The sequence below is a fragment of the Rhizobium sp. CF080 genome, assembly GCF_000282095.2.
In the GTDB taxonomy this organism is placed as follows: Bacteria; Pseudomonadota; Alphaproteobacteria; order Rhizobiales; family Rhizobiaceae; genus Neorhizobium.
Map to the genome: position 1 here is coordinate 1,748,464 of NZ_AKKC02000004.1, position 17,316 is coordinate 1,765,779.

Annotated in this window: 12 protein-coding genes and 2 pseudogenes; 8 read left to right on the forward strand and 6 right to left on the reverse strand. The window is 57.0% G+C overall.

Annotated elements, in window-relative coordinates; all coding sequences use genetic code 11:
• Positions 1-377: 377 nt before the first annotated feature.
• Positions 378-1,127: a hypothetical protein gene (locus PMI07_RS33625; protein WP_051484154.1), complete on the reverse strand. Its 750-nt coding sequence runs from the start codon at positions 1,125-1,127 to the stop codon at positions 378-380.
• A gap of 210 nt (positions 1,128-1,337) precedes the next feature.
• On the opposite strand from PMI07_RS33625, the gene PMI07_RS15015 reads away from it, so the two are divergent.
• Positions 1,338-2,063 (forward strand): response regulator transcription factor, encoded by a 726-nt coding sequence (locus PMI07_RS15015; protein WP_007757141.1) that lies wholly within the window; start codon positions 1,338-1,340, stop codon positions 2,061-2,063.
• A gap of 209 nt (positions 2,064-2,272) precedes the next feature.
• On the opposite strand, the pseudogene PMI07_RS34895 reads toward PMI07_RS15015, so the two are convergent.
• Positions 2,273-2,428 (reverse strand): annotated as a pseudogene (locus PMI07_RS34895) (transposase); the annotation flags it as partial.
• A gap of 175 nt (positions 2,429-2,603) precedes the next feature.
• Between PMI07_RS34895 and PMI07_RS34090 the strand changes: the two are divergent.
• From PMI07_RS34090 to fhuB, 6 genes and pseudogenes are all read left to right on the forward strand, one after another.
• Positions 2,604-2,761: pseudogene (locus PMI07_RS34090) on the forward strand (cysteine hydrolase); the annotation flags it as partial.
• Between the two features lie 569 nt (positions 2,762-3,330).
• The gene (locus PMI07_RS15020) at positions 3,331-4,173 is read left to right on the forward strand and encodes an alpha/beta hydrolase-fold protein (protein WP_037086958.1); all 843 of its coding nucleotides are present in this window, start codon (positions 3,331-3,333) and stop codon (positions 4,171-4,173) included.
• Between the two features lie 281 nt (positions 4,174-4,454).
• The gene (locus PMI07_RS15025; protein WP_037086347.1) at positions 4,455-6,596 is read left to right on the forward strand and encodes a TonB-dependent siderophore receptor; all 2,142 of its coding nucleotides are present in this window, start codon (positions 4,455-4,457) and stop codon (positions 6,594-6,596) included.
• A gap of 163 nt (positions 6,597-6,759) precedes the next feature.
• Positions 6,760-7,572 (forward strand): ATP-binding cassette domain-containing protein, encoded by an 813-nt coding sequence (locus PMI07_RS15030; RefSeq protein WP_007759522.1) that lies wholly within the window; start codon positions 6,760-6,762, stop codon positions 7,570-7,572.
• A 13-nt stretch (positions 7,573-7,585) separates the two neighbouring features.
• Positions 7,586-8,467, forward strand: coding sequence for an iron-siderophore ABC transporter substrate-binding protein (locus PMI07_RS15035; RefSeq protein ID WP_007759521.1), 882 nt, complete (start codon positions 7,586-7,588; stop codon positions 8,465-8,467).
• Positions 8,464-10,431, forward strand: coding sequence for a Fe(3+)-hydroxamate ABC transporter permease FhuB (gene fhuB / locus PMI07_RS15040; protein WP_007759520.1), 1,968 nt, complete (start codon positions 8,464-8,466; stop codon positions 10,429-10,431). The genes PMI07_RS15035 and fhuB overlap by 4 nt, the downstream gene beginning before the upstream one ends.
• Positions 10,432-10,678: 247 nt before the next feature.
• Here the strand turns inward: fhuB and PMI07_RS15045 are convergent, their stop codons facing one another.
• Complete coding sequence (locus tag PMI07_RS15045; RefSeq protein ID WP_007759519.1) at positions 10,679-10,951, reverse strand: hypothetical protein; 273 nt, start codon at positions 10,949-10,951, stop codon at positions 10,679-10,681.
• Positions 10,952-11,734: 783 nt separating this feature from the next.
• Here PMI07_RS15045 and PMI07_RS15050 point away from each other — a divergent pair.
• Positions 11,735-13,174, forward strand: a complete 1,440-nt coding sequence (locus PMI07_RS15050) for a type II and III secretion system protein family protein (RefSeq protein WP_245277163.1) — start codon at positions 11,735-11,737, stop codon at positions 13,172-13,174.
• A gap of 1,689 nt (positions 13,175-14,863) precedes the next feature.
• Here PMI07_RS15050 and PMI07_RS35655 read toward each other — a convergent pair.
• The 3 genes from PMI07_RS35655 to PMI07_RS15060 form a co-directional block, all read right to left on the reverse strand.
• Positions 14,864-14,995 carry a hypothetical protein gene (locus PMI07_RS35655; protein ID WP_348626238.1) on the reverse strand — a complete coding sequence of 44 codons (132 nt, stop codon included), beginning with the start codon at positions 14,993-14,995 and terminating at the stop codon, positions 14,864-14,866.
• Between the two features lie 264 nt (positions 14,996-15,259).
• Positions 15,260-16,522 (reverse strand): ATP-binding protein, encoded by a 1,263-nt coding sequence (locus PMI07_RS15055; RefSeq protein ID WP_007773887.1) that lies wholly within the window; start codon positions 16,520-16,522, stop codon positions 15,260-15,262.
• Positions 16,522-17,214 (reverse strand): response regulator, encoded by a 693-nt coding sequence (locus PMI07_RS15060; RefSeq protein WP_007773886.1) that lies wholly within the window; start codon positions 17,212-17,214, stop codon positions 16,522-16,524. Before PMI07_RS15060 ends, PMI07_RS15055 begins: the two co-directional genes overlap by 1 nt.
• Positions 17,215-17,316 lie beyond the last annotated feature (102 nt).

Genomic DNA, 17,316 nt, shown 5'->3' on the forward strand with positions numbered 1-17,316 from the left:
CAGCACAAAATCGTCGGAGTCACGTACCCTCGCGATGGCCGTTAGGCTAAGCTTAGCCGCTATACCCCCGCCCGTCTTCCTGACGTATTGATTCTTGATCAGCTGTTTCGGCGACTGGTGGACCTGTAGTCCGCCAGGTGAGCTGCCTTGGGCCTGCGCGGAGCCCCGATGACGTTAAGCTAATCATCGCCGCGAGTAAGCGCTTCTTCATGCGGAATTCCTCGTCTGAGAAAGGCTTGGTTTGGCCGGGGGCGCGAAGTGGGCCACGCGCCCCCGGCCCGCAGCCATTCGCGGCTGCGTCCGCCGCTCACCCGGGGGTATAACTGGGGGCATAGTGAGCGGGGAACGGTCAATCTCGTTCCGGCAGGTGAAGACCTTCATCGGCTGGACAGTGGTGATCCGTCCTCCTGCCTAGTCGGTCCGGGCAAAGGATGCCATGGACCAAGCGGCGGCTCGGCTTTTGCCAGCCTGGCGAGTTGCTCGGCGCTGAGCGTCGGCCGCAATACGTCTATGGCCTGCTTCAAAGTTTTCGCCTTCTCAGCTCGCGCGATGGCACCGTCAGCGAGACGTTCGGCAAAGAATGGAGCGGCCCCCTGTGGTGGCTTCGCTGTGTCTACGGGGCCAGGAGGCGCCGACGGCGTCTCGCTATCCGGAGGCCATGGCGGCTCAGGAGGCTCCAGGAAAGCGATCAGCGCGGATGTATATGCACGCCATGCATCAAGCTGCGCACTGATAATCCCGACATAGGTCTCCAAAGCCGAAAACAGCCCTGCCAGACCAAGCTTCGAATCGGGACGATCATACAGTTCGCCATCCAACCCACCGCGCGGCGGCCAGTAGGCCTCATCACGATCCTGGTGGTGCGGAACAAATTGCCTGCCACCGAGATTCCAACGCGGGACCATGGCGCGGTTTCTAGTATCACGTTCCGCGTGGGCGCTGCGCGACAGGCCGCCGTCACCGGCATCGCTGTTCTCCGTCCCACATGCAAATTCCGCGGTGGTCCAAGTGCCCAGCTGTGCCTCTTGCGAGAGACTGACGTTCAGATCTTCCGTATAGGAGAGGGTAGCCGTTAATGCCAGCATGGATGCCGACAACATTCCCATGACCATGAGGGAACGCCTCATCTTATCTTCCTCTCATCCGTTGTCACAATAACGAAGATAGGAATCCCAGGTATCTTGAATTGATCCGAACGTGTCCAAAAGACATTTAAAAAAGGACTTTTGTAGCTGAATATTGCTGATGGAGGTGCAGCAAAACTTTATCACAAATTTTCCGGATCTAATTCTTCGTGATGGCTATAATTCCGCCGTGCAACAAGGCATTCCTTTGACATGAACAGTGCAGCTCACATTCTGATTGTTGACGATGATCCCGAAATACGTTCACTGCTCGCTCGCTATCTGGGCGGACAAGGCTTCCGTGTCTCGGTTGCGCCCGACAAGCGTGAATGCGAACGCCAAATTGACACTGGGGATCCAAATCTCGTCGTTCTGGATGTCATGTTGCCAGATGGCTCCGGCCTCGACATCTGCCGCGGGCTACGGGATCGTCGATCCCGCTTACCCATCATTGTACTGACGGCAATGAAGGAGGACGTGGATCGTATCATCGGGTTAGAGATCGGCGCGGACGACTATCTTGGCAAACCCTTCAACCCAAGGGAATTGGTCGCTCGTATCAGAGCCGTGTTGCGCAGAACGGGTCACGACAACACGCAAGAATCCGACTCAAGGATCTATAGCTTCTCCGCATTGGAAGCCGATCCCGACCAGCGCTGCGTGTCACGGCAGAACGGGGAGGCTATCGATCTGACCGGCGCCGAATTCGATCTTCTCAAGGTGTTTCTCGAACGACCGGGCCGATTGCTGTCACGCGACCAACTTCTGGAACTTACGCAGGGACGCGACCGCGATCCAATGGATCGCTCGATCGACGTGCTGATGAGCAGGCTGCGGCGCAAGCTCGGCGCAAACGAAACCTGCCCCCTCTTCAAGACGATCCGCAACGGTGGCTACCAACTGACCGTGCCGGTCAAAGTGTCAACGATATCCCGATGAATTCCCTGCGTAACCGTATGCCGCGCTGCCGATCCTGGTGATCGCGCCGGTGGTCGGCTTGGCGGCATTTGCGGCAAGTCGCGCTTTGCAGACTCTGCTACCGGAAGGGACGATGGAACCGATCGCGCGGCAAATACAGATCCTCATTTCAATGACTGAACGCAACCGCGCGGACGCGATTGCTTCGGGCCGGCGCCTGCATTCGTTGCCCAGACCTTCAGCCAGGACCATTTCTTCACCCGGCTCAACATAACCTGCGCGGCTTCGTAAAGAAGGGCACGCATCATGCCATCACCACATAAGGAGACGCGTCCGACACGATGGCTTTCTCCGGGCTGATTGAGCGCCGGGTGAATAGCCCCTAGACTTGTAGAAGAAGTTCGCCGCGGCGGAGGCCTTTGGCAGCGAAGAGGCTGAGCAGCTCCGGCGGCTTAAACGAGAACTGGCCAGGGTCACCGAGGAGCCCGACATTCTAAAAAGCGCGGCCGCGTATTTCACCAGGGATGCCAAATCTCGCTTGGCAAGGCGTTTTCGGCGCCGCGCCATGCATCCGATCTCGGCTATGTCGGCGAGGCGACACCGACTTTTCCGATGACGGATGTCTCGCGGCGCGAATGGAGTGCTGCAGAAATCCGCGCTGGCACCGATTGGTACTGGCCGGCCGCTTCGCCCGCATTGCTACCGTCGAAGAGGCGCTCGCCGAACTGCGGACGCGAGTGGCAGCAAGAGAGAGGAGCGCGGCGGCTGATCGTGCTGCACTCTTCGCGCCATCCGAGCCTGGCATCAGTTCATTGCCTATTCGAGGGATGCCGTTTTCCCCAGGGCGCCGTGCAGCCGCCTGATGTCTCCCTCAACGGCCGCGAGTAGAAAATACGGCAGCCGGACCAATCCGATTGTCCCAAGGTCTATACAAGGTTGCTATTACTCCAAAACGGTGTTGACAGTTCGAATCCTGTCAAGTCCAAGATATCTGAACTCGCGATACATCGACGCAAAATGGGTCCCGGTCGCCCGGTTTCGACCCCCATCGGAGCCTGGACACACGGCCCCTTCCGAAAACCTGTCGTCCGGCGCTCGGATGTTCAGGGGGAGAAGTCCGTCCATCCGCTCGCTTTTTTGCCCGATCGCAACCCTAGGCGAAGCCTATGTTTTTTTCCCGAAATTTTCGCCAGCCTGCTTGCGTTTCGCATCCGCATCGCCGTAGTCATCGTGCGTCTTTGCAAACGACGAGGAGGTTCGCGTGATTGTCGGTACCAACGCGTATTACATGCCCGGGGCGTGTTTTTTCGATCTTGCGCCAGCTGCAGGCGGCGAACCCTACCGGATATTTCTTTCTATTCCGGCTGAGGCGCCACCGGCAGACGGATGGCCACTTCTCATTCTCACGGATGGCAATGCCACTTTTCCCTTTGCGGCTGCCAGCCTCGTGACGCAGGCGCCTTACCCGACGGGCACGAATGTCGGTTGGGGTGTCATTGTCGCAATCGGCTACCCCACGGATACACCATATGATGCGCTTCGCCGTTCCTGGGATCTCGGTCCCCCGCCCATGAAGTCTTATCCGCCATTCGTCGAGGGCGGCCCGCCTGTTGTCATTGGAGGAACGGGCCAACTGCTAGACTTCATCGAGCACGCGCTCCTGCCGAAGATCGAAGAAATGACGGTTCTGGATGCATCGCGCAGAACGCTTTTCGGGCACTCCTTCGGAGGTCTGTTTGCCCTCTATGCGTTGTTCGAGCGCCCGGGCCTGTTTGCGAATTGGGTCGCGGCCAGTCCTGCGATCTATTGGGAGGGTTGCGAAATCCTCAACAACGAGGCCAGCCGTCAGACAGTGACCGCCGATGCGCCTTTCCTGCATTTGTCGGCTGGCGAATACGAGGGTGATGAACTGGCGCCCTTCCAACATCGGAACAACGACTCTGCCGCGCGCCTGGAGAAAAAGAAGCTGGAGAAGACCGTCTTGCTGGCCAGGGAAATGGCCCAACGGTTGGACGGCACTGCCGACGGACTGCGGACCGAATTCGAGCTTTTCCCAGGTGAAACTCATATGTCTGTTCTTGCCGCGGCAGTGAACCGCGCGGTTGGCATCGCCTTTGCGGTGCGGCGCTAATCATAAGCTGGACAGGATCTTACCAAAGGTCGTCTATGATCAGGTTTTCCGCGCGCTAACGGCAAATGCTTCAAATCGGAAGCCATGTTCGTGGTTGGCTGATGCTCAGTCACCCAAGCATTCAATCTGTGGCATCTCTACTCAGTAACCGATCAGGGACATATCACAAATTTTTGATTATTAAGTTGACTTATTTAATCATGTTTTGGTAGTTAGCCGACCCAACGGTGCCGTCGTAGGCGCCGTGATCTGCACGAAAGTCATTTCAGAAAGGGTTGGGTATGACGGTCAGTCGACAAGCGGGATCAAGCACGTTGGGAAGACGGCTCATTGGGAGCACCGCTCTGATGACGGTCTTCCTCTCGATGGCCGGCAGCGGCCGGGCTCAGGACGGTTCCGGCGACAGTACCACTCAGTTGGAAACGATCGTCATCCAGGGAAAGTCCGATCGTGTTTTAGGCCCTGACGCGACGATCGTGGCGAAGGATACGGCGACCGGTACAAAGACTGATACGCCTGTCATCGATGTTCCCGCATCGGTTTCGGTCATTACCCAGAAGGAGCTGGAAACCCGCCACGTCGAGAGCCTGCAGCAGGCGGTTTCCTATACGTCCAGCGTGTTCGCCGACGAGTTCGGCAATGATGACCGATACGACTATATCCGCATCCGCGGTTTCGACCAGACGACGCTCGGTGTCTATCGCGATGGTTTGACGGCTCGCATTCCTGCATTTTTCACGGCTAGCCGCCTCGAGCCATATGGACTTCAGCGGGTCGAGGTCCTGAAGGGATCGACATCGACCCTCTTCGGCCTGAACGGCCCTGGCGGTCTGGTCAATTCGATCACCAAACGGCCGCAGGACGAGAAGCACGGCGAGGTCTACACGTCGTTTGGCGATGGGACCAAAGAGGTCGGAACCGACTTTGGCGGTCCGATCGATGACGAGGGCGTGTGGACCTACAGGATCACGGCACTTGGCAAGGATGGCGATTTGGGTTGGGACTATTCCAACGACGATCGGCTCTACATTGCCCCTGCATTGACGATCAAGCCGGACGAAGGCACGTCATTCACCATCCTGACGGACTATTACAAGCGAGACGGGACGGGCGCCCGCGGCTTCCCGAGCGGTGTTGATATCGATATCAACACCTTCCTCGGCGAGCCGGATTTCAACCGCTTCAATACAAAGCAGGCCGACCTCGGTTACCAGTTCGAACATGAAATCAACGACAATCTGACCTTCCGTTCGAACTTCCGTTATACGCATATGGACCTCGACTATGCCGAGGTTTACGGGGCGTCGATCAACCCGGCAGCAAACCGGACGGCATTTTCGGTGGATGGCCTGTCAAATCGCTATGCCTTTGATAACCAGCTTCAATACGATACGGTTTGGAATGGCATTGAAAGCAAGACGCTCGTCGGTGTCGATTATGCCAACGACAACACGCGCGAGGTGATCCTGTATGGTACTGCAGGACCTCTTGATATTTATAATCCAAGTTATTGCGGCCTCTCCTGCATCAATCTCGACCCCTACGTAAACTGGCGCGTCAAGCAACAAGCGCTGGGTGTGTATGCGCAGGAGCAGTTGACCTTGGACGATCGTTGGATTGTCACGCTCGGCGGTCGTTGGGATCGCGTTCATACGACTGCGGACTATTTCGATACTGGGAAGCGGGACGATGACACCGCATCTGCTTTTACCAAGCGGATCGGCTTGACCTACAAGTTTACCCCGAACTTTGCAGCCTATGCGAACTATTCGGAAAGCTTCCAGCCACTGGTGACGCCAACCGCCAACGGTTATCCGGGTTCTCTAAAACCCCAGAGGGGAGAGCAGTATGAGGTCGGCTTAAAATACCGCCCTGATGGGTTTGATGGCCTTTTCACCCTTGCGTTCTTCGATCTCACCCAAACCAATGTCCTGAGCTACGTTAGCCCGGCCGTCCAGCAGCAGATTGGAAAGGTCGGCGTCCGCGGCATTGAGCTGGAAGGAAAGGCAGCAATCAACGACAATCTCAACCTGACCCTTGCGTATTCCTATTGGGATGCTGAAATTGAAGAAGCCGGAGCCACAAGCGGTAACGTTGGCAACCGCCCGTCGCGCGTACCTCGTCATCTGGCGTCCGCTTGGCTCGACTACACGATCCCGGGAGAAGGGCAACGTGGGGACCTGACCCTCGGCGGAGGTGTGCGTTACGTCGGGCAGACTTATGGCGACGATGCCAATACCGTTTCGCTCGGAGGCTACGCGACGGTAGACGCGGCTTTGAGCTACAAGGTAACGAAGGATGTGACGCTTTCTCTCAACGCCACAAACCTGTTTGACCGCAAATACGTCGCCACCTCCTATTACGGAACGGATTATTACGGCGACCGGCGTAAAGTGGTTGGCACGCTTAAGTATTCCTGGTGATCCTGTCTGGCGCTTGCGCCGTCACAAAGACCATACGCATTCGAAATTGCGTGTGGTCCTCAACGTTTTGGTTGCCGTGGGTCGAGCGATAAGGTCGCGGATAACAGCGGGCAAAACGCGATGAAACTTCGACCGGGTCTCGCCCTCAGTGTAAGGAATAAACATGGTGACACTGGAACCGGTGCGCGATGCGCCGAACACAACGGAAACTTTTGTCATTGAGAAAGTCGGCCTGTCGATTGACGGAAACGATATTCTCTCCGATGTGAGCCTCGAGTTCCCGGCGGGAGAAGTCGTCGCGCTGGTCGGCCACAATGGTTCAGGGAAATCCAGCCTTCTCAAGATGCTGGCGCGCCAGCTCCCGGCTACGGCTGGATCGATTTCCTATGGGAGTCAGGATATAGGACGCTATCACGACCGAGCCTTTGCCCGTTTGGTGGCTTACCTGCCCCAGGACGTGAGCACTGGATCGGAGATGACGATCCGCGAGCTTGTCGCCTGTGGCCGCTATCCTTGGCATGGCGCGCTCGGCCGCTTTTCCGAGGCGGACAGAGAAAAGGTCGAGGAAGCTCTTCGCGCAACGCATATCGAGAACTTTGCCGACCGTTTCGTTGGAACACTTTCGGGCGGCGAAAGGCAGAGGGCATGGATCGCGATGTTAATCGCTCAGGATGCTCGCTGCCTTCTCCTGGACGAACCGACCGCCGCGCTCGATGTCGCCCACCAGATAGAGGTGCTTTCACTGGTCCGGCGCCTGGCGCATGAAGGTGGCAGGAGTGTCGTCATCGTTCTTCACGATATCAACATGGCGGCGCGCTTCTGTGATCGGATCCATGCGCTGAAACGTGGTCGTGTTGTTGCCAGCGGCACGCCGGCCACGATCCTCGCGCCCGACACCCTGCACGATATCTATGGGATCGACATGGCCGTCATCTCCACGCCCAATCTGGCTTATCCTCTTGCCTATGTCTGCTGAGGGCGAACGTTCAATGCTTGTCTCCCGGCGAGCCTTTTTGCAGTATGCCGCAGCGACCGCGGTTGTTCCAACGCCGCTGTTCGCCGGGGCGGCCGGTCAAAGGATCGTCAGCCTGGACTATGGCCTTGCGTCCACTCTTCTGTCGCTTGGCCTACCGCCTGTCGGGATTTCCGATCTCGCCGATTGGGGCAAATGGGTGGTCGAGCCGGCGATGCCGGACTCGGTCGTCGACATAGGCAGTTCGTTCGAGGTGAACTTCGAGATCCTTGTCCAGTTGAAACCCGACATCATTTTGACGACACCCTACCTGGACGAACTGTCACCCAAGCTGCAGTCTTATGCGAAAGTTGTCCGTCTGGAGATATTCACTCCAGACGGCGGACCTATTCTTCCGGCGGCGATCGCGGCGACCCGCAAGTTGGCTGTGGAAGTAGGGCGGCAGAAAGAGGCAGAGGAATTCCTCCTGCGATCCGACGTTTTCCTTGAGAAATGCCGCGAACGCCTAGCGGGAAAAAACGTGCCGGCGGTTGCGCTGGTGAACTTCATGGATGCTCGCCACGCCCGCATTTATTCGAGCCCCGGCCTGTTTCACAACGTGCTTGAGCGGATCGGTGTCCGGAACGCATGGACGAGGGAATCGAATTACTGGGGCTTCGAAACCATCGGTATCGAGGATCTGTCCAAGATCACAGCTCCGGACGCTCATCTGGTCGCCTTTGATCCCGTTCCCCCGGACGTTCTTCCGAAACTCGCGGACAGCCCGCTTTGGAACAGGCTTTCGTTTGCGCGTCCCGGTCACCTTTCGGTCCTTCCGCCCGCCCTGATGTTCGGCATGGTAAACGAGGCCATCCGTTTCGCCGGCCTCCTGACCGATCTTCTGGAGCGGAAGGCATGACCATATTTCGCCGCGATATCATGGGGCCGGCTCTCGTGGTTCTCTTCCTGCTGCTCGCCGGAAGTGCCGCATCCTGGCTGCTTGTCGCCCCTTCGTTGTCGGGTTCGGTTCAGCCGAACTACGATGTCACGCGATTGGTGCTTTATTATTCAACGCTTCCCCGCCTTGCGACGGCGCTCCTTGCCGGAGCAGCGCTTGCGTTGGCTGGCGCCCTGTTCCAACAAGTATTGCGCAACCCACTTGCGGATCCGACAACCCTCGGCGTGTCGGCCGGAGCAAACCTTGCACTGGTCGTAGCGTCACTGTTTCTTCCGGGGCTGCTCGGGGCCAGCCGCGATCTCGTCGCGTTGGTCGGAAGTGCGATCGCCGCGGGAATTGTCGTCAGCCTAGGTGCGCGCCGTGGGTTTTCGCCCTATTCGCTGGTGCTGTCAGGGCTGGTGCTCAGTTTATGGTGCGGCGGTCTTGCGGCGATCCTGACCTATCTCAACCAGCGCTATCTGACGAGCCTGTTCATCTGGGGGGCTGGTTCGCTGGCTCAGCAGAGCTGGGTCATTCCCTTATCGCTACTTTGGAAGATGGCTGCCGTCGCTGTCGTCTGTGCCCTGATGATCAGACCACTCTCACTGCTCGATCTGGGCGACAGCAGTTCTGCAGCGCTTGGTGTCAGGCTGGCTCGTCTGCGCTTCATCGTAATCGCCTGTGCCGTTGCGCTTGCCGCATTCGTCACAAGCGCTGTCGGGGTCATCAGCTTCATTGGATTGGTTGCGCCAACAGTCGCGCGACTGTCAGGAGTTCGGCGTCCCGGACAACTGGTCCTCTGGTCTCCCTTGATTGGCGCCAGTCTGCTGTTCTTTGCCGATTCCGTGCTCCAGCTGGTTGCAGGTGGGCTCGGCGACTTCTTGCCGACAGGTGCCGTAACGGCGATCTTCGGTTCACCGCTTCTACTGGCACTGCTGCCTCGGCTTAAGATCCGCCACAGGATACAAGAATCACCTGTGTGGAACAGATCACGTCAGTGGAGCGGAACGAGGTCGATTGTCCTCGCGGCCGCGGGGCTTCTCGCGCTCTTGGGCATTGGCATTTTCGTCGGACGTGGCATCGATGGAAACCTGGCGCTCGTTTCCGGCGATTTCTCGTCCGATATCTTTGCCATTCGCGCTCCGAAGATTTTCGCCGCTCTGGCCTCCGGTGCGATGCTTGCCGTCGCAGGTTCGATCCTTCAGCGGTTGACCGGAAACGAGATGGCGAGCCCCGAGGTTCTCGGGATCAGCGCGGGATCAACATTTGGCGTCGCGATCGGCCTCTTTGCCGTTGCTCCGGGTTTCATGGGACAATTTGCATTCGCTGTAGCCGGTGCGACCAGTGTCCTTGCCGTCATCTTCCTGAGCTCCCGACGATCCGGGTTTGCCCCCGAGCGCATATTGCTCGCCGGCATCGCCTTAAGCGCGATGGTTGATGCCGTTGTCGGCGTGTTGAGTTCGACGGGAGATCCGAGGGCGGTTCTATTGATGCGCTGGATGAGCGGGTCCACCTATCTCGTCGACGGCCCGACAGCCGCGACCGAGGTAGGAGTGGGTGCTGTACTCATGGTTGTCGCTTTCGCCGCTCGCCGCTGGCTCGACATACTCCCCCTTGGGCCGTCGCCTTCAGCGGCTGTCGGCATACCGCTGGCAAAATCAAGATTTGCTCTCTTTGGACTCGCGGGATTGATGACCGCTGCCGCGACGCTCACGATTGGTCCCTTGTCATTTGTGGGCCTCATGGGACCCCATCTGGCGCGGGAGGCAGGTCTGACGCGCGCATTGCCGCAAATGGTCGGCGCAGCTCTCATCGGCGGGAGCCTCATGGTGGCTGCCGACTTCCTCGGGCGCACGATTGTATCGCCATACCAGATTCCGGCCGGTTTGGTTTCGGCACTGATCGGGGCACCGTTCCTGATGTTTCTGATGCGGAAGAAGGCTTAAGAGATTTGAGGAACGCTTCACCGTTTGAGCCGAGTTGCAAAGCATCGCGCGCTTCTGATCGCCTATGTGTTTTGGCCACTCTGGCTCGCGTCGCCTCGACGCTCGCCTGTTGCAGAGGCGCAGCGACGCAAAAATGGTGGGCGGGATAAGGAAAGCTCCCGATTTACCCGCTCCCGCAGCCCTCGTTTATCAGGCTGATGAATTGGCTGGCCGAAGGCATACGCAGCGAGAGAGCAGGAAAGAGGTTTCAGACAATTGCAAGGAGGCAGATAACCGCTGAATTCAGCATGAAGGCACCGAAAGGTACGCCGAGCTCGTTCCAGGCTTCGACATAATTCCGCAAGGTGAAGTGGTTGAAGTCGAGGCCCGCATCGCTGAAGATGACGCTTTCCGGCTTGAACGAGCTCGATATCAACCAGAGCAGCGGATAGCTCATCAGCAGGGCTGCGGCAACAAGCAGGATGACACGCGTGATGCGGCGGACCGCGGCGGCGATGTTGATATCGGTGGTCGTGCTCATCTCTGTCAGCTCTCGTAATGGACCCAGAAACGCGAAGCGTAGAAGGAGATCGCCGTGAAGACGGCGATGATCACGAGCAGCACCCAGGCTATCGCCATGCGGGAGTTATCATGCCAGTCCGCTCTTGGCGTTGCAGCAGTTTGATCGCATTGCTGTCGCTGATAGCGAAATGACGGGCAGCGGCTCGCCGTGATTGGCCGCCAGCGACCATGGAAACAACACGCTGACGAAGATCAACAGAATGAGATTTACCCATGTGATTCACCTCCAACGGTAGTGAATCACACCAATACCCGCAAGAAAACCCCGTTCGATTCTCAATTCAAGTGCGATGCTCTAGTTTTCTGCACCGCGCCGCACAGAATTCTACAGCTAGTTCAGAAACAATTCGTCACAAACTGAAACCTTCGGAGCGCGATGGCGCCACGATCAGGTGAGTTACTGGCAGGAGATCCTCGAAAGATTCGAGGCCTGCCGATCACAAGGAAGGGCACATTCAAGTGGCTGAAATCAATACACCGTCTTCTTCGTTGCAAAGGGATAGATCCTACCAAATCGAATGCAAGTTTGCGCTCGAGCCCTCGATAGTGAGACTTTTCGGGAAGGCACGGTCCGCCGGTTGGGACGCGCAGCATATTGCCCTTGCCATTGCCGCGCTTGGTTGTGAGCTGTTGCTCAATGAGCGCGAAAGCTTGCAAAGTGAAGGATGTGGCATTGGACATTAAGGCTCATCTGACCCGCAAGACTGCTCTGCAGGAGTTCCCGGGCCATGCCAAACGGACGATGCGTCTTCATGGATTCCTCCTGCTTACGTTCTTTGTTTCGTTGGCCACCTGTTGCCGCGCCGAGAGTGTCATAAGCATAGAAAAGACCGGTGCCAATGTTACCCGGCATGTAAGTATCGGTCTCAATAAGACCCTTATAGTCGAACTACCTCAGGATGCTCATGACATCGTCGTTTCAGACCCAAGCGTCTCTGATGCGATTGTAAGAGCAACGCGCACGATCTTTCTCTTCGGAAAAAAGGTTGGGCAAACTAACATCTTCATCCTCGATGCCAGCAAACGGCCGATCATCAATATCGATATCGCAGTCGAAAGAGACATTACCGGTCTGGAAGACAATTTGCGTCGGCTTATTCCGGATGCCGAGATTGAGGTCGAAATTATTTCCGACAACATCATTCTGAGCGGCACGGTTAAATCGGCGCAGGACTCCGCACAGGCCGCCGATCTAGCGTCCGCTTTTGTCAAAGGCGGGGAGGCGACTACAAGCACCCAAAGCGCGACTAGCGGGGGCAGCCAAGGATCCGTCGCACTGGTTGCTGAAGATCGGCAGACCTCTCGGATTATCAATCTTCTTCGCATCGCAGCCGATGATCAAGTCACGCTTAAGTTGACGATCGCGGAGGTAAAGCGAGAGATTCTGAAACAACTGGGTTTTGATAATGAACTGAAAAGCGCCGGTGGTTCAACAATCGCGCAGCTGGGAACGGCATCCACAGATGCCACCACGGCCACGTCCGGGGGCGGCCTGTCAGCCCTATTTAGCGGATCCTTCGGCAAGTACAGCCTCTCGACGACACTCAATGCGCTCGAACAAGCCAAAGTCGTTCGCACGTTGGCCGAGCCGACCTTGACAGCCGTCTCGGGGCAATCGGCATCGTTTCAGGCGGGTGGGGAGGTTCTGTATTCAAACACCGACAGTGACGGCAATACGACCCAGACCCCGTACACCTACGGCATCAGTCTCTCATTTAAGCCTGTCGTCCTCACCTCTGGCCGGATCAGTTTGCAAATCTCGACCGAAGTTTCAGAACCCGTCACCTCAGTCTCCGGTTCTTCGCCGACTTATGGGAAGCGTTCCACAAGCACGACGGTCGAACTGCCATCCGGCGGCTCGATAGCCCTGGCGGGCCTCATTCGAGACAACTTCAACAGGAGTTCCAACGGCACGCCGGTCTTAAACAAGATCCCGGGTATTGGGGCTTTGTTTCGTCAGACGAGCTTCGAGAGAAGCGAAACTGAGTTAGTGATCATCGCCACACCGTATTTGGTTCGCTCTGTCGCGGCAAAAGAATTGAATCGTCCCGATGACAATCTCAGCCCAACTGATGATGCGTCTCAGGGATTTCTCAACCGGATTAACAAGCTCTACGGCAATGGCAGGACCTCCGAGCCGACCTCGCAGTACCACGGAACGGTCGGCTTCATATACAAATGACCGCGGATAAATCCCCTGACGTTTCCAAGTTGCCCGCCCGTTTCAGTCCGTCCGCGTACCTGAGGGATTGTTTGCGCGGGGACACATTCCTACGCGAAGGTTATGACATATTCCTTGCTCAAGGTAGCTTGTTCCGAGGAGAGCGTTAGGACATGCTCCGGCAAAAGGGTTTCTACGGCGCCTGGCACCATGGTGACTCCCAGTAGTTTCGACCAACTTCATGTGTTTCAGCAGGTGATTATGCCGCATGTTCCGGCCGCGTTCGTTGTGGAAGGTGGGCGCCTCCGGAGGGCCGACAAGTTTTGTCGGCCGGTCATAAATACAGCTGCTCGTTAACGTGTACCGGGATCTCCAAAATCGTGGAGATAAAAGCGCCCCGACAGGGAAGTTCCGCTTGTGGGGATCTCAACAACCAAACCATCCTGGACCCGGTCCATCATCACCTTCTAATTTCCTGCGCTGCGGCTTATATGCAGCTTCAAGGCAGGATTGAATTTGATTGATGTTAACGTACACATCAATTGCTGCTGGTGCTTCGTACGCGGTTAACCTCACGTCGATCTAATCCAATGCGCCCATGCGCTTGCCTCCACCACTTGCCGCCTGTGGCAATTGCAGGACACAGTGAGACACGAACATTCCGCGTCCAACGGCAGTGCTTTGCACGTGATTGGAGTACGGCTGTTCGGGCGATATGGGAGGCTGCCGGCCCGAATCGGGTCTCCCTTGCGTAACAACCACAACATTGCCAGCTGGATGGCTAAGAAGTTGGCGCCCGCCAGCACCCCCAGAAATCGCAAAATAGTCAAGTCTCGGACCACGAGAGGGAGTAAGGCAACCGTCATTGTAGCCATTGTCAATGTCGCTACGGCGACTTTCGCGCACCTGACGCGCGGTTTAGAAAGTGCCATGTTCCACCTGTCTCTTGCTGGATGCAGATATATCTGGGTGTGGGACCTCAAGTGGATGAGCGCTTGACGCCGGTATCACTGCCCTCGGACAGAGCTGCGATTTCGTTCGACCTTTGCGTGGACAACACATCCATCCCCCATGCTGGCATACAGATCCGTTGATCTCCCTGGGAGTATTGCTGTCTCCGGAACTCGCCCCGGGAAACCCTACCCTTTGTAAGTCGCATCTGTGTGTCGCAGTTCCCGCCGGAAGTCAGACTGGCAGAGCTACTGATACTTGGCAGTCCGCCCGACCCGCCTATAGATGGGCCGCTAAAATTCAGATCACCCATCTCTCATCTGACATTACCATACTGGCGCGTAGACATACTCATCGTGCAGGGTCCTACGGGCAGCCAACCAGGGCGCCTAAACGCCTAGCCAGGAGCGGTTTTGCATCCAATCACGCTATACCCACTTCAGGTGCAGCTTGGTTAACGCGAGATTAACGGATCCAACGTTAAGTGCCGTCAAGAGAGTGTAAAGATAGGTAAACCTGCGTGACGAATTCGGCGGGTGCATACTTCAGTGCTGCGCTTCGCCCCGCGGCTAGACTCAGTTTCACCGTTGAGCTTCTGCTTTTGGTGACCGGTCTGTCCACCCGGGCGGAAGGCCGAGCTTGCCCGCAATGGCCCCCGGTATACCCGGCGGGCGACCAAAGCCTTCGCATGCAGAATAGCGGCTTTGCCCACCCAGGCCAGACCAGAGCTTTTGCCGCGTCGGTAAAGAACCAATGCCTTCAAAAGGGCTCGCACCTTTGACCAGCATTCTTAAAATCGCTACCGAACGATTCCGCTAAGGAATAGGCATCGCCTAAGGGAGAGATACGGGCCTTCGTGGTAAACGAATCCGCCCCACGAGCCCAGACCATCGCGGCCTTCTGCGTGCCGTCTGAGCCTATCGCCTCTGCTTCGACGCTCAGCCCCCGAGACCAATCGGCAGCCGCGGCAGTCCGACTGGCAGCACGGCCGACGTGCCGAGAGACGTTGCGGTCGAGATCCCAGCCGCAGTCTACTTATCAAGCCGGCACGGCTTCAACTCGAGCGGAATCGAGATCCGATGCGACAATTTCAGCGATTGGTTCGGCATCTACCGGGCAAAAACCGTCTTGCGGAATGAGGGACCTCTCAAGCCGTCAGATCGGTCGAAACACAAGCGTTATATCCAGGCCACCGTGGGCATTGATGGCCGCTCTGACGCTGCCGCCATGGAGCTCGATTGCCCTTTTGGTGATGGCTAGACCTAGGCCGTGTCCTGGTACAGACGTTTGTTCGGCTAAGCGTAAGAATGGTTCGAAGATTAAATTCAGCTCAGTTTGCGAAACACCTGGACCACGGTCCGAGACACATAGGTGCAACGCGGAGTTGATAGTCATCGCCTTTAAGGTTACCGTGGAACCGTCAATGGTGTATTTAATCGCGTTGCGGACGACGTTCTCAATAGCTCGATAGATGAGTTCTCCATCGACCCGCGCGATGAAGGTTTCCACGCCTTCCAGCCTGACCGCAACTCCCCGCGCTTGCGCCTCAAAGGAAGCGTCATCGACAATGTCGTTTGCCAGGTCGAGGATATCGATTGTCTGTCGTTCGAGCGGCCGGTCAGACGTGCTCAGCCTTGCCAAAGTGAGGATCTCCTCAACGAGAAGATCCAAGCGTTCTATCTCCGTGTCCATTCTCGAGAGCATCGCATCTAGGCGGGCTGGATTCTTCCTGAGGACGCCGGTAGCTGCCTGCAAGCGTGACAGCGGTGAACGCAACTCATGGGAAACATCGTGAAACAACCGTTTTTGGCTATCTTGCAGCTCTTGCAGGCGGTTCGCCGTGACGTTAAAGTCATCTGCCAGCGCGCTGATCTCATCCTCCCGGCGGATGGAGCGACGATCAATCCGGTATGAAAATACACCGCTCGCCAATGAGCTCAGTCCGTGCCGAAGCTCTTCAACCGGGCGCAGCAATTGCCGCACCAGCCAGTAGGCAGAGCCTAAACTGCTGACGACCGCCGCAAACCACGGCAAACCCTGCACAAAATAGTCGCTGAGTACGCTTCCCTGGAATGGGGAAGCCGAGACGCGATAGCAGGCTCCGCGGTACGCCGCGGTGCGCATATAGCGCTCCGCAGCTTCTCTAACGCAGATATCCGATTCTGGGAGTCGAGTGATCGTGAGAGCTACCGGATTTTCCCCCTTTCTAATCGCCTCAGTGTACTGTGTCGCGAGATCGATCCCCATGGTTGACAGGGTTTGAGCAGCCAAATCCAAGCTCGACTGGGCAACAACCTCATAACGATCCTTCTTCGGTGGAAGGAAGTCAAACAACACGTTAAGGCTCATGACTGCCACCAACGTGGAGGTCAAGGCCAACCATACAACCAAGAAAAACTTCCAGAAGAGACGGCGCATCAAGGGTCCTGCACCAGTTGGTATCCCTGTCCGCGAACCGATTGGATCCAGGATTGTCCATCTTCACGCAAACCCAGTTTCTGCCTGACACTGCTGATATGCACGTCGATCCGGCGGTCAAATGGCGTCAAGGGACGTCCGAAGGCTTTTTTGGAAATTTCCTGTTTCGACACGAGTTGACCGGCGTTGCGGGCAAGAACTTCAAGCAGATTAAACTCTGTCCCTGTCAGCTCAAGCGGACGAGCATGCCATTCAGCGCTTCTCAGTGAGGGCTTCAAGACGAGATCGCCAACTTTCAGTAGGTCGTCGCCCGCCTCGTTCCCCTCCAAGCGGTTCGTGCGACGAAGAATCGCCCTGATCCGCGCCGCCAGCTCACCGGGCGAACAGGGCTTTGCAACGTAATCGTCGGCCCCCAGGTTGAGACCCGAAATCCTATCCACATCATCGCCGCGCGCCGTGACCATCAAAATCGGCACGCTACTCACGCGCCTTATCCGCTGCAAGACTTCGATTCCGTTCATCCTAGGCATCATGATATCCAGCAGGATGATGTCTACGGTGCCATCGGACGCCTCGGAGATAGCGCGTCTGCCATCATCCGTGGTCAGGACCTCGAAACCTTCGTCCGAAAAATATTCCTTTAGCAGTGCCGTTAATTCAAGGTCGTCGTCAATGATCAGCACCTTTGTCATCGCCTGATCCTCCATTCGCGCTTGAAGCAGGCATACACTTCTCACGCGCACCGGAAACCTACATTTACCTAACTTTACACTCTCTTGACCGCACTTAACACA

Excerpts from the sequence above, each read along its gene's own strand:
- PMI07_RS33625 (WP_051484154.1), bottom strand. The coding sequence starts at position 1,127 with ATGAGGCGTTCCCTCATGGTCATGGGAATGTTGTCGGCATCCATGCTG.
- PMI07_RS15015 (WP_007757141.1), top strand. The coding sequence starts at position 1,338 with ATGAACAGTGCAGCTCACATTCTGATTGTTGACGATGATCCCGAAATA.
- PMI07_RS15020 (WP_037086958.1), top strand. The coding sequence starts at position 3,331 with ATGCCCGGGGCGTGTTTTTTCGATCTTGCGCCAGCTGCAGGCGGCGAA.
- PMI07_RS15025 (WP_037086347.1), top strand. The coding sequence starts at position 4,455 with ATGACGGTCAGTCGACAAGCGGGATCAAGCACGTTGGGAAGACGGCTC.
- PMI07_RS15030 (WP_007759522.1), top strand. The coding sequence starts at position 6,760 with ATGGTGACACTGGAACCGGTGCGCGATGCGCCGAACACAACGGAAACT.
- PMI07_RS15035 (WP_007759521.1), top strand. The coding sequence starts at position 7,586 with ATGCTTGTCTCCCGGCGAGCCTTTTTGCAGTATGCCGCAGCGACCGCG.
- fhuB (WP_007759520.1), top strand. The coding sequence starts at position 8,464 with ATGACCATATTTCGCCGCGATATCATGGGGCCGGCTCTCGTGGTTCTC.
- PMI07_RS15045 (WP_007759519.1), bottom strand. The coding sequence starts at position 10,951 with ATGAGCACGACCACCGATATCAACATCGCCGCCGCGGTCCGCCGCATC.
- PMI07_RS15050 (WP_245277163.1), top strand. The coding sequence starts at position 11,735 with ATGCGTCTTCATGGATTCCTCCTGCTTACGTTCTTTGTTTCGTTGGCC.
- PMI07_RS35655 (WP_348626238.1), bottom strand. The coding sequence starts at position 14,995 with ATGGTCTGGGCTCGTGGGGCGGATTCGTTTACCACGAAGGCCCGTATC.
- PMI07_RS15055 (WP_007773887.1), bottom strand. The coding sequence starts at position 16,522 with ATGCGCCGTCTCTTCTGGAAGTTTTTCTTGGTTGTATGGTTGGCCTTG.
- PMI07_RS15060 (WP_007773886.1), bottom strand. The coding sequence starts at position 17,214 with ATGACAAAGGTGCTGATCATTGACGACGACCTTGAATTAACGGCACTG.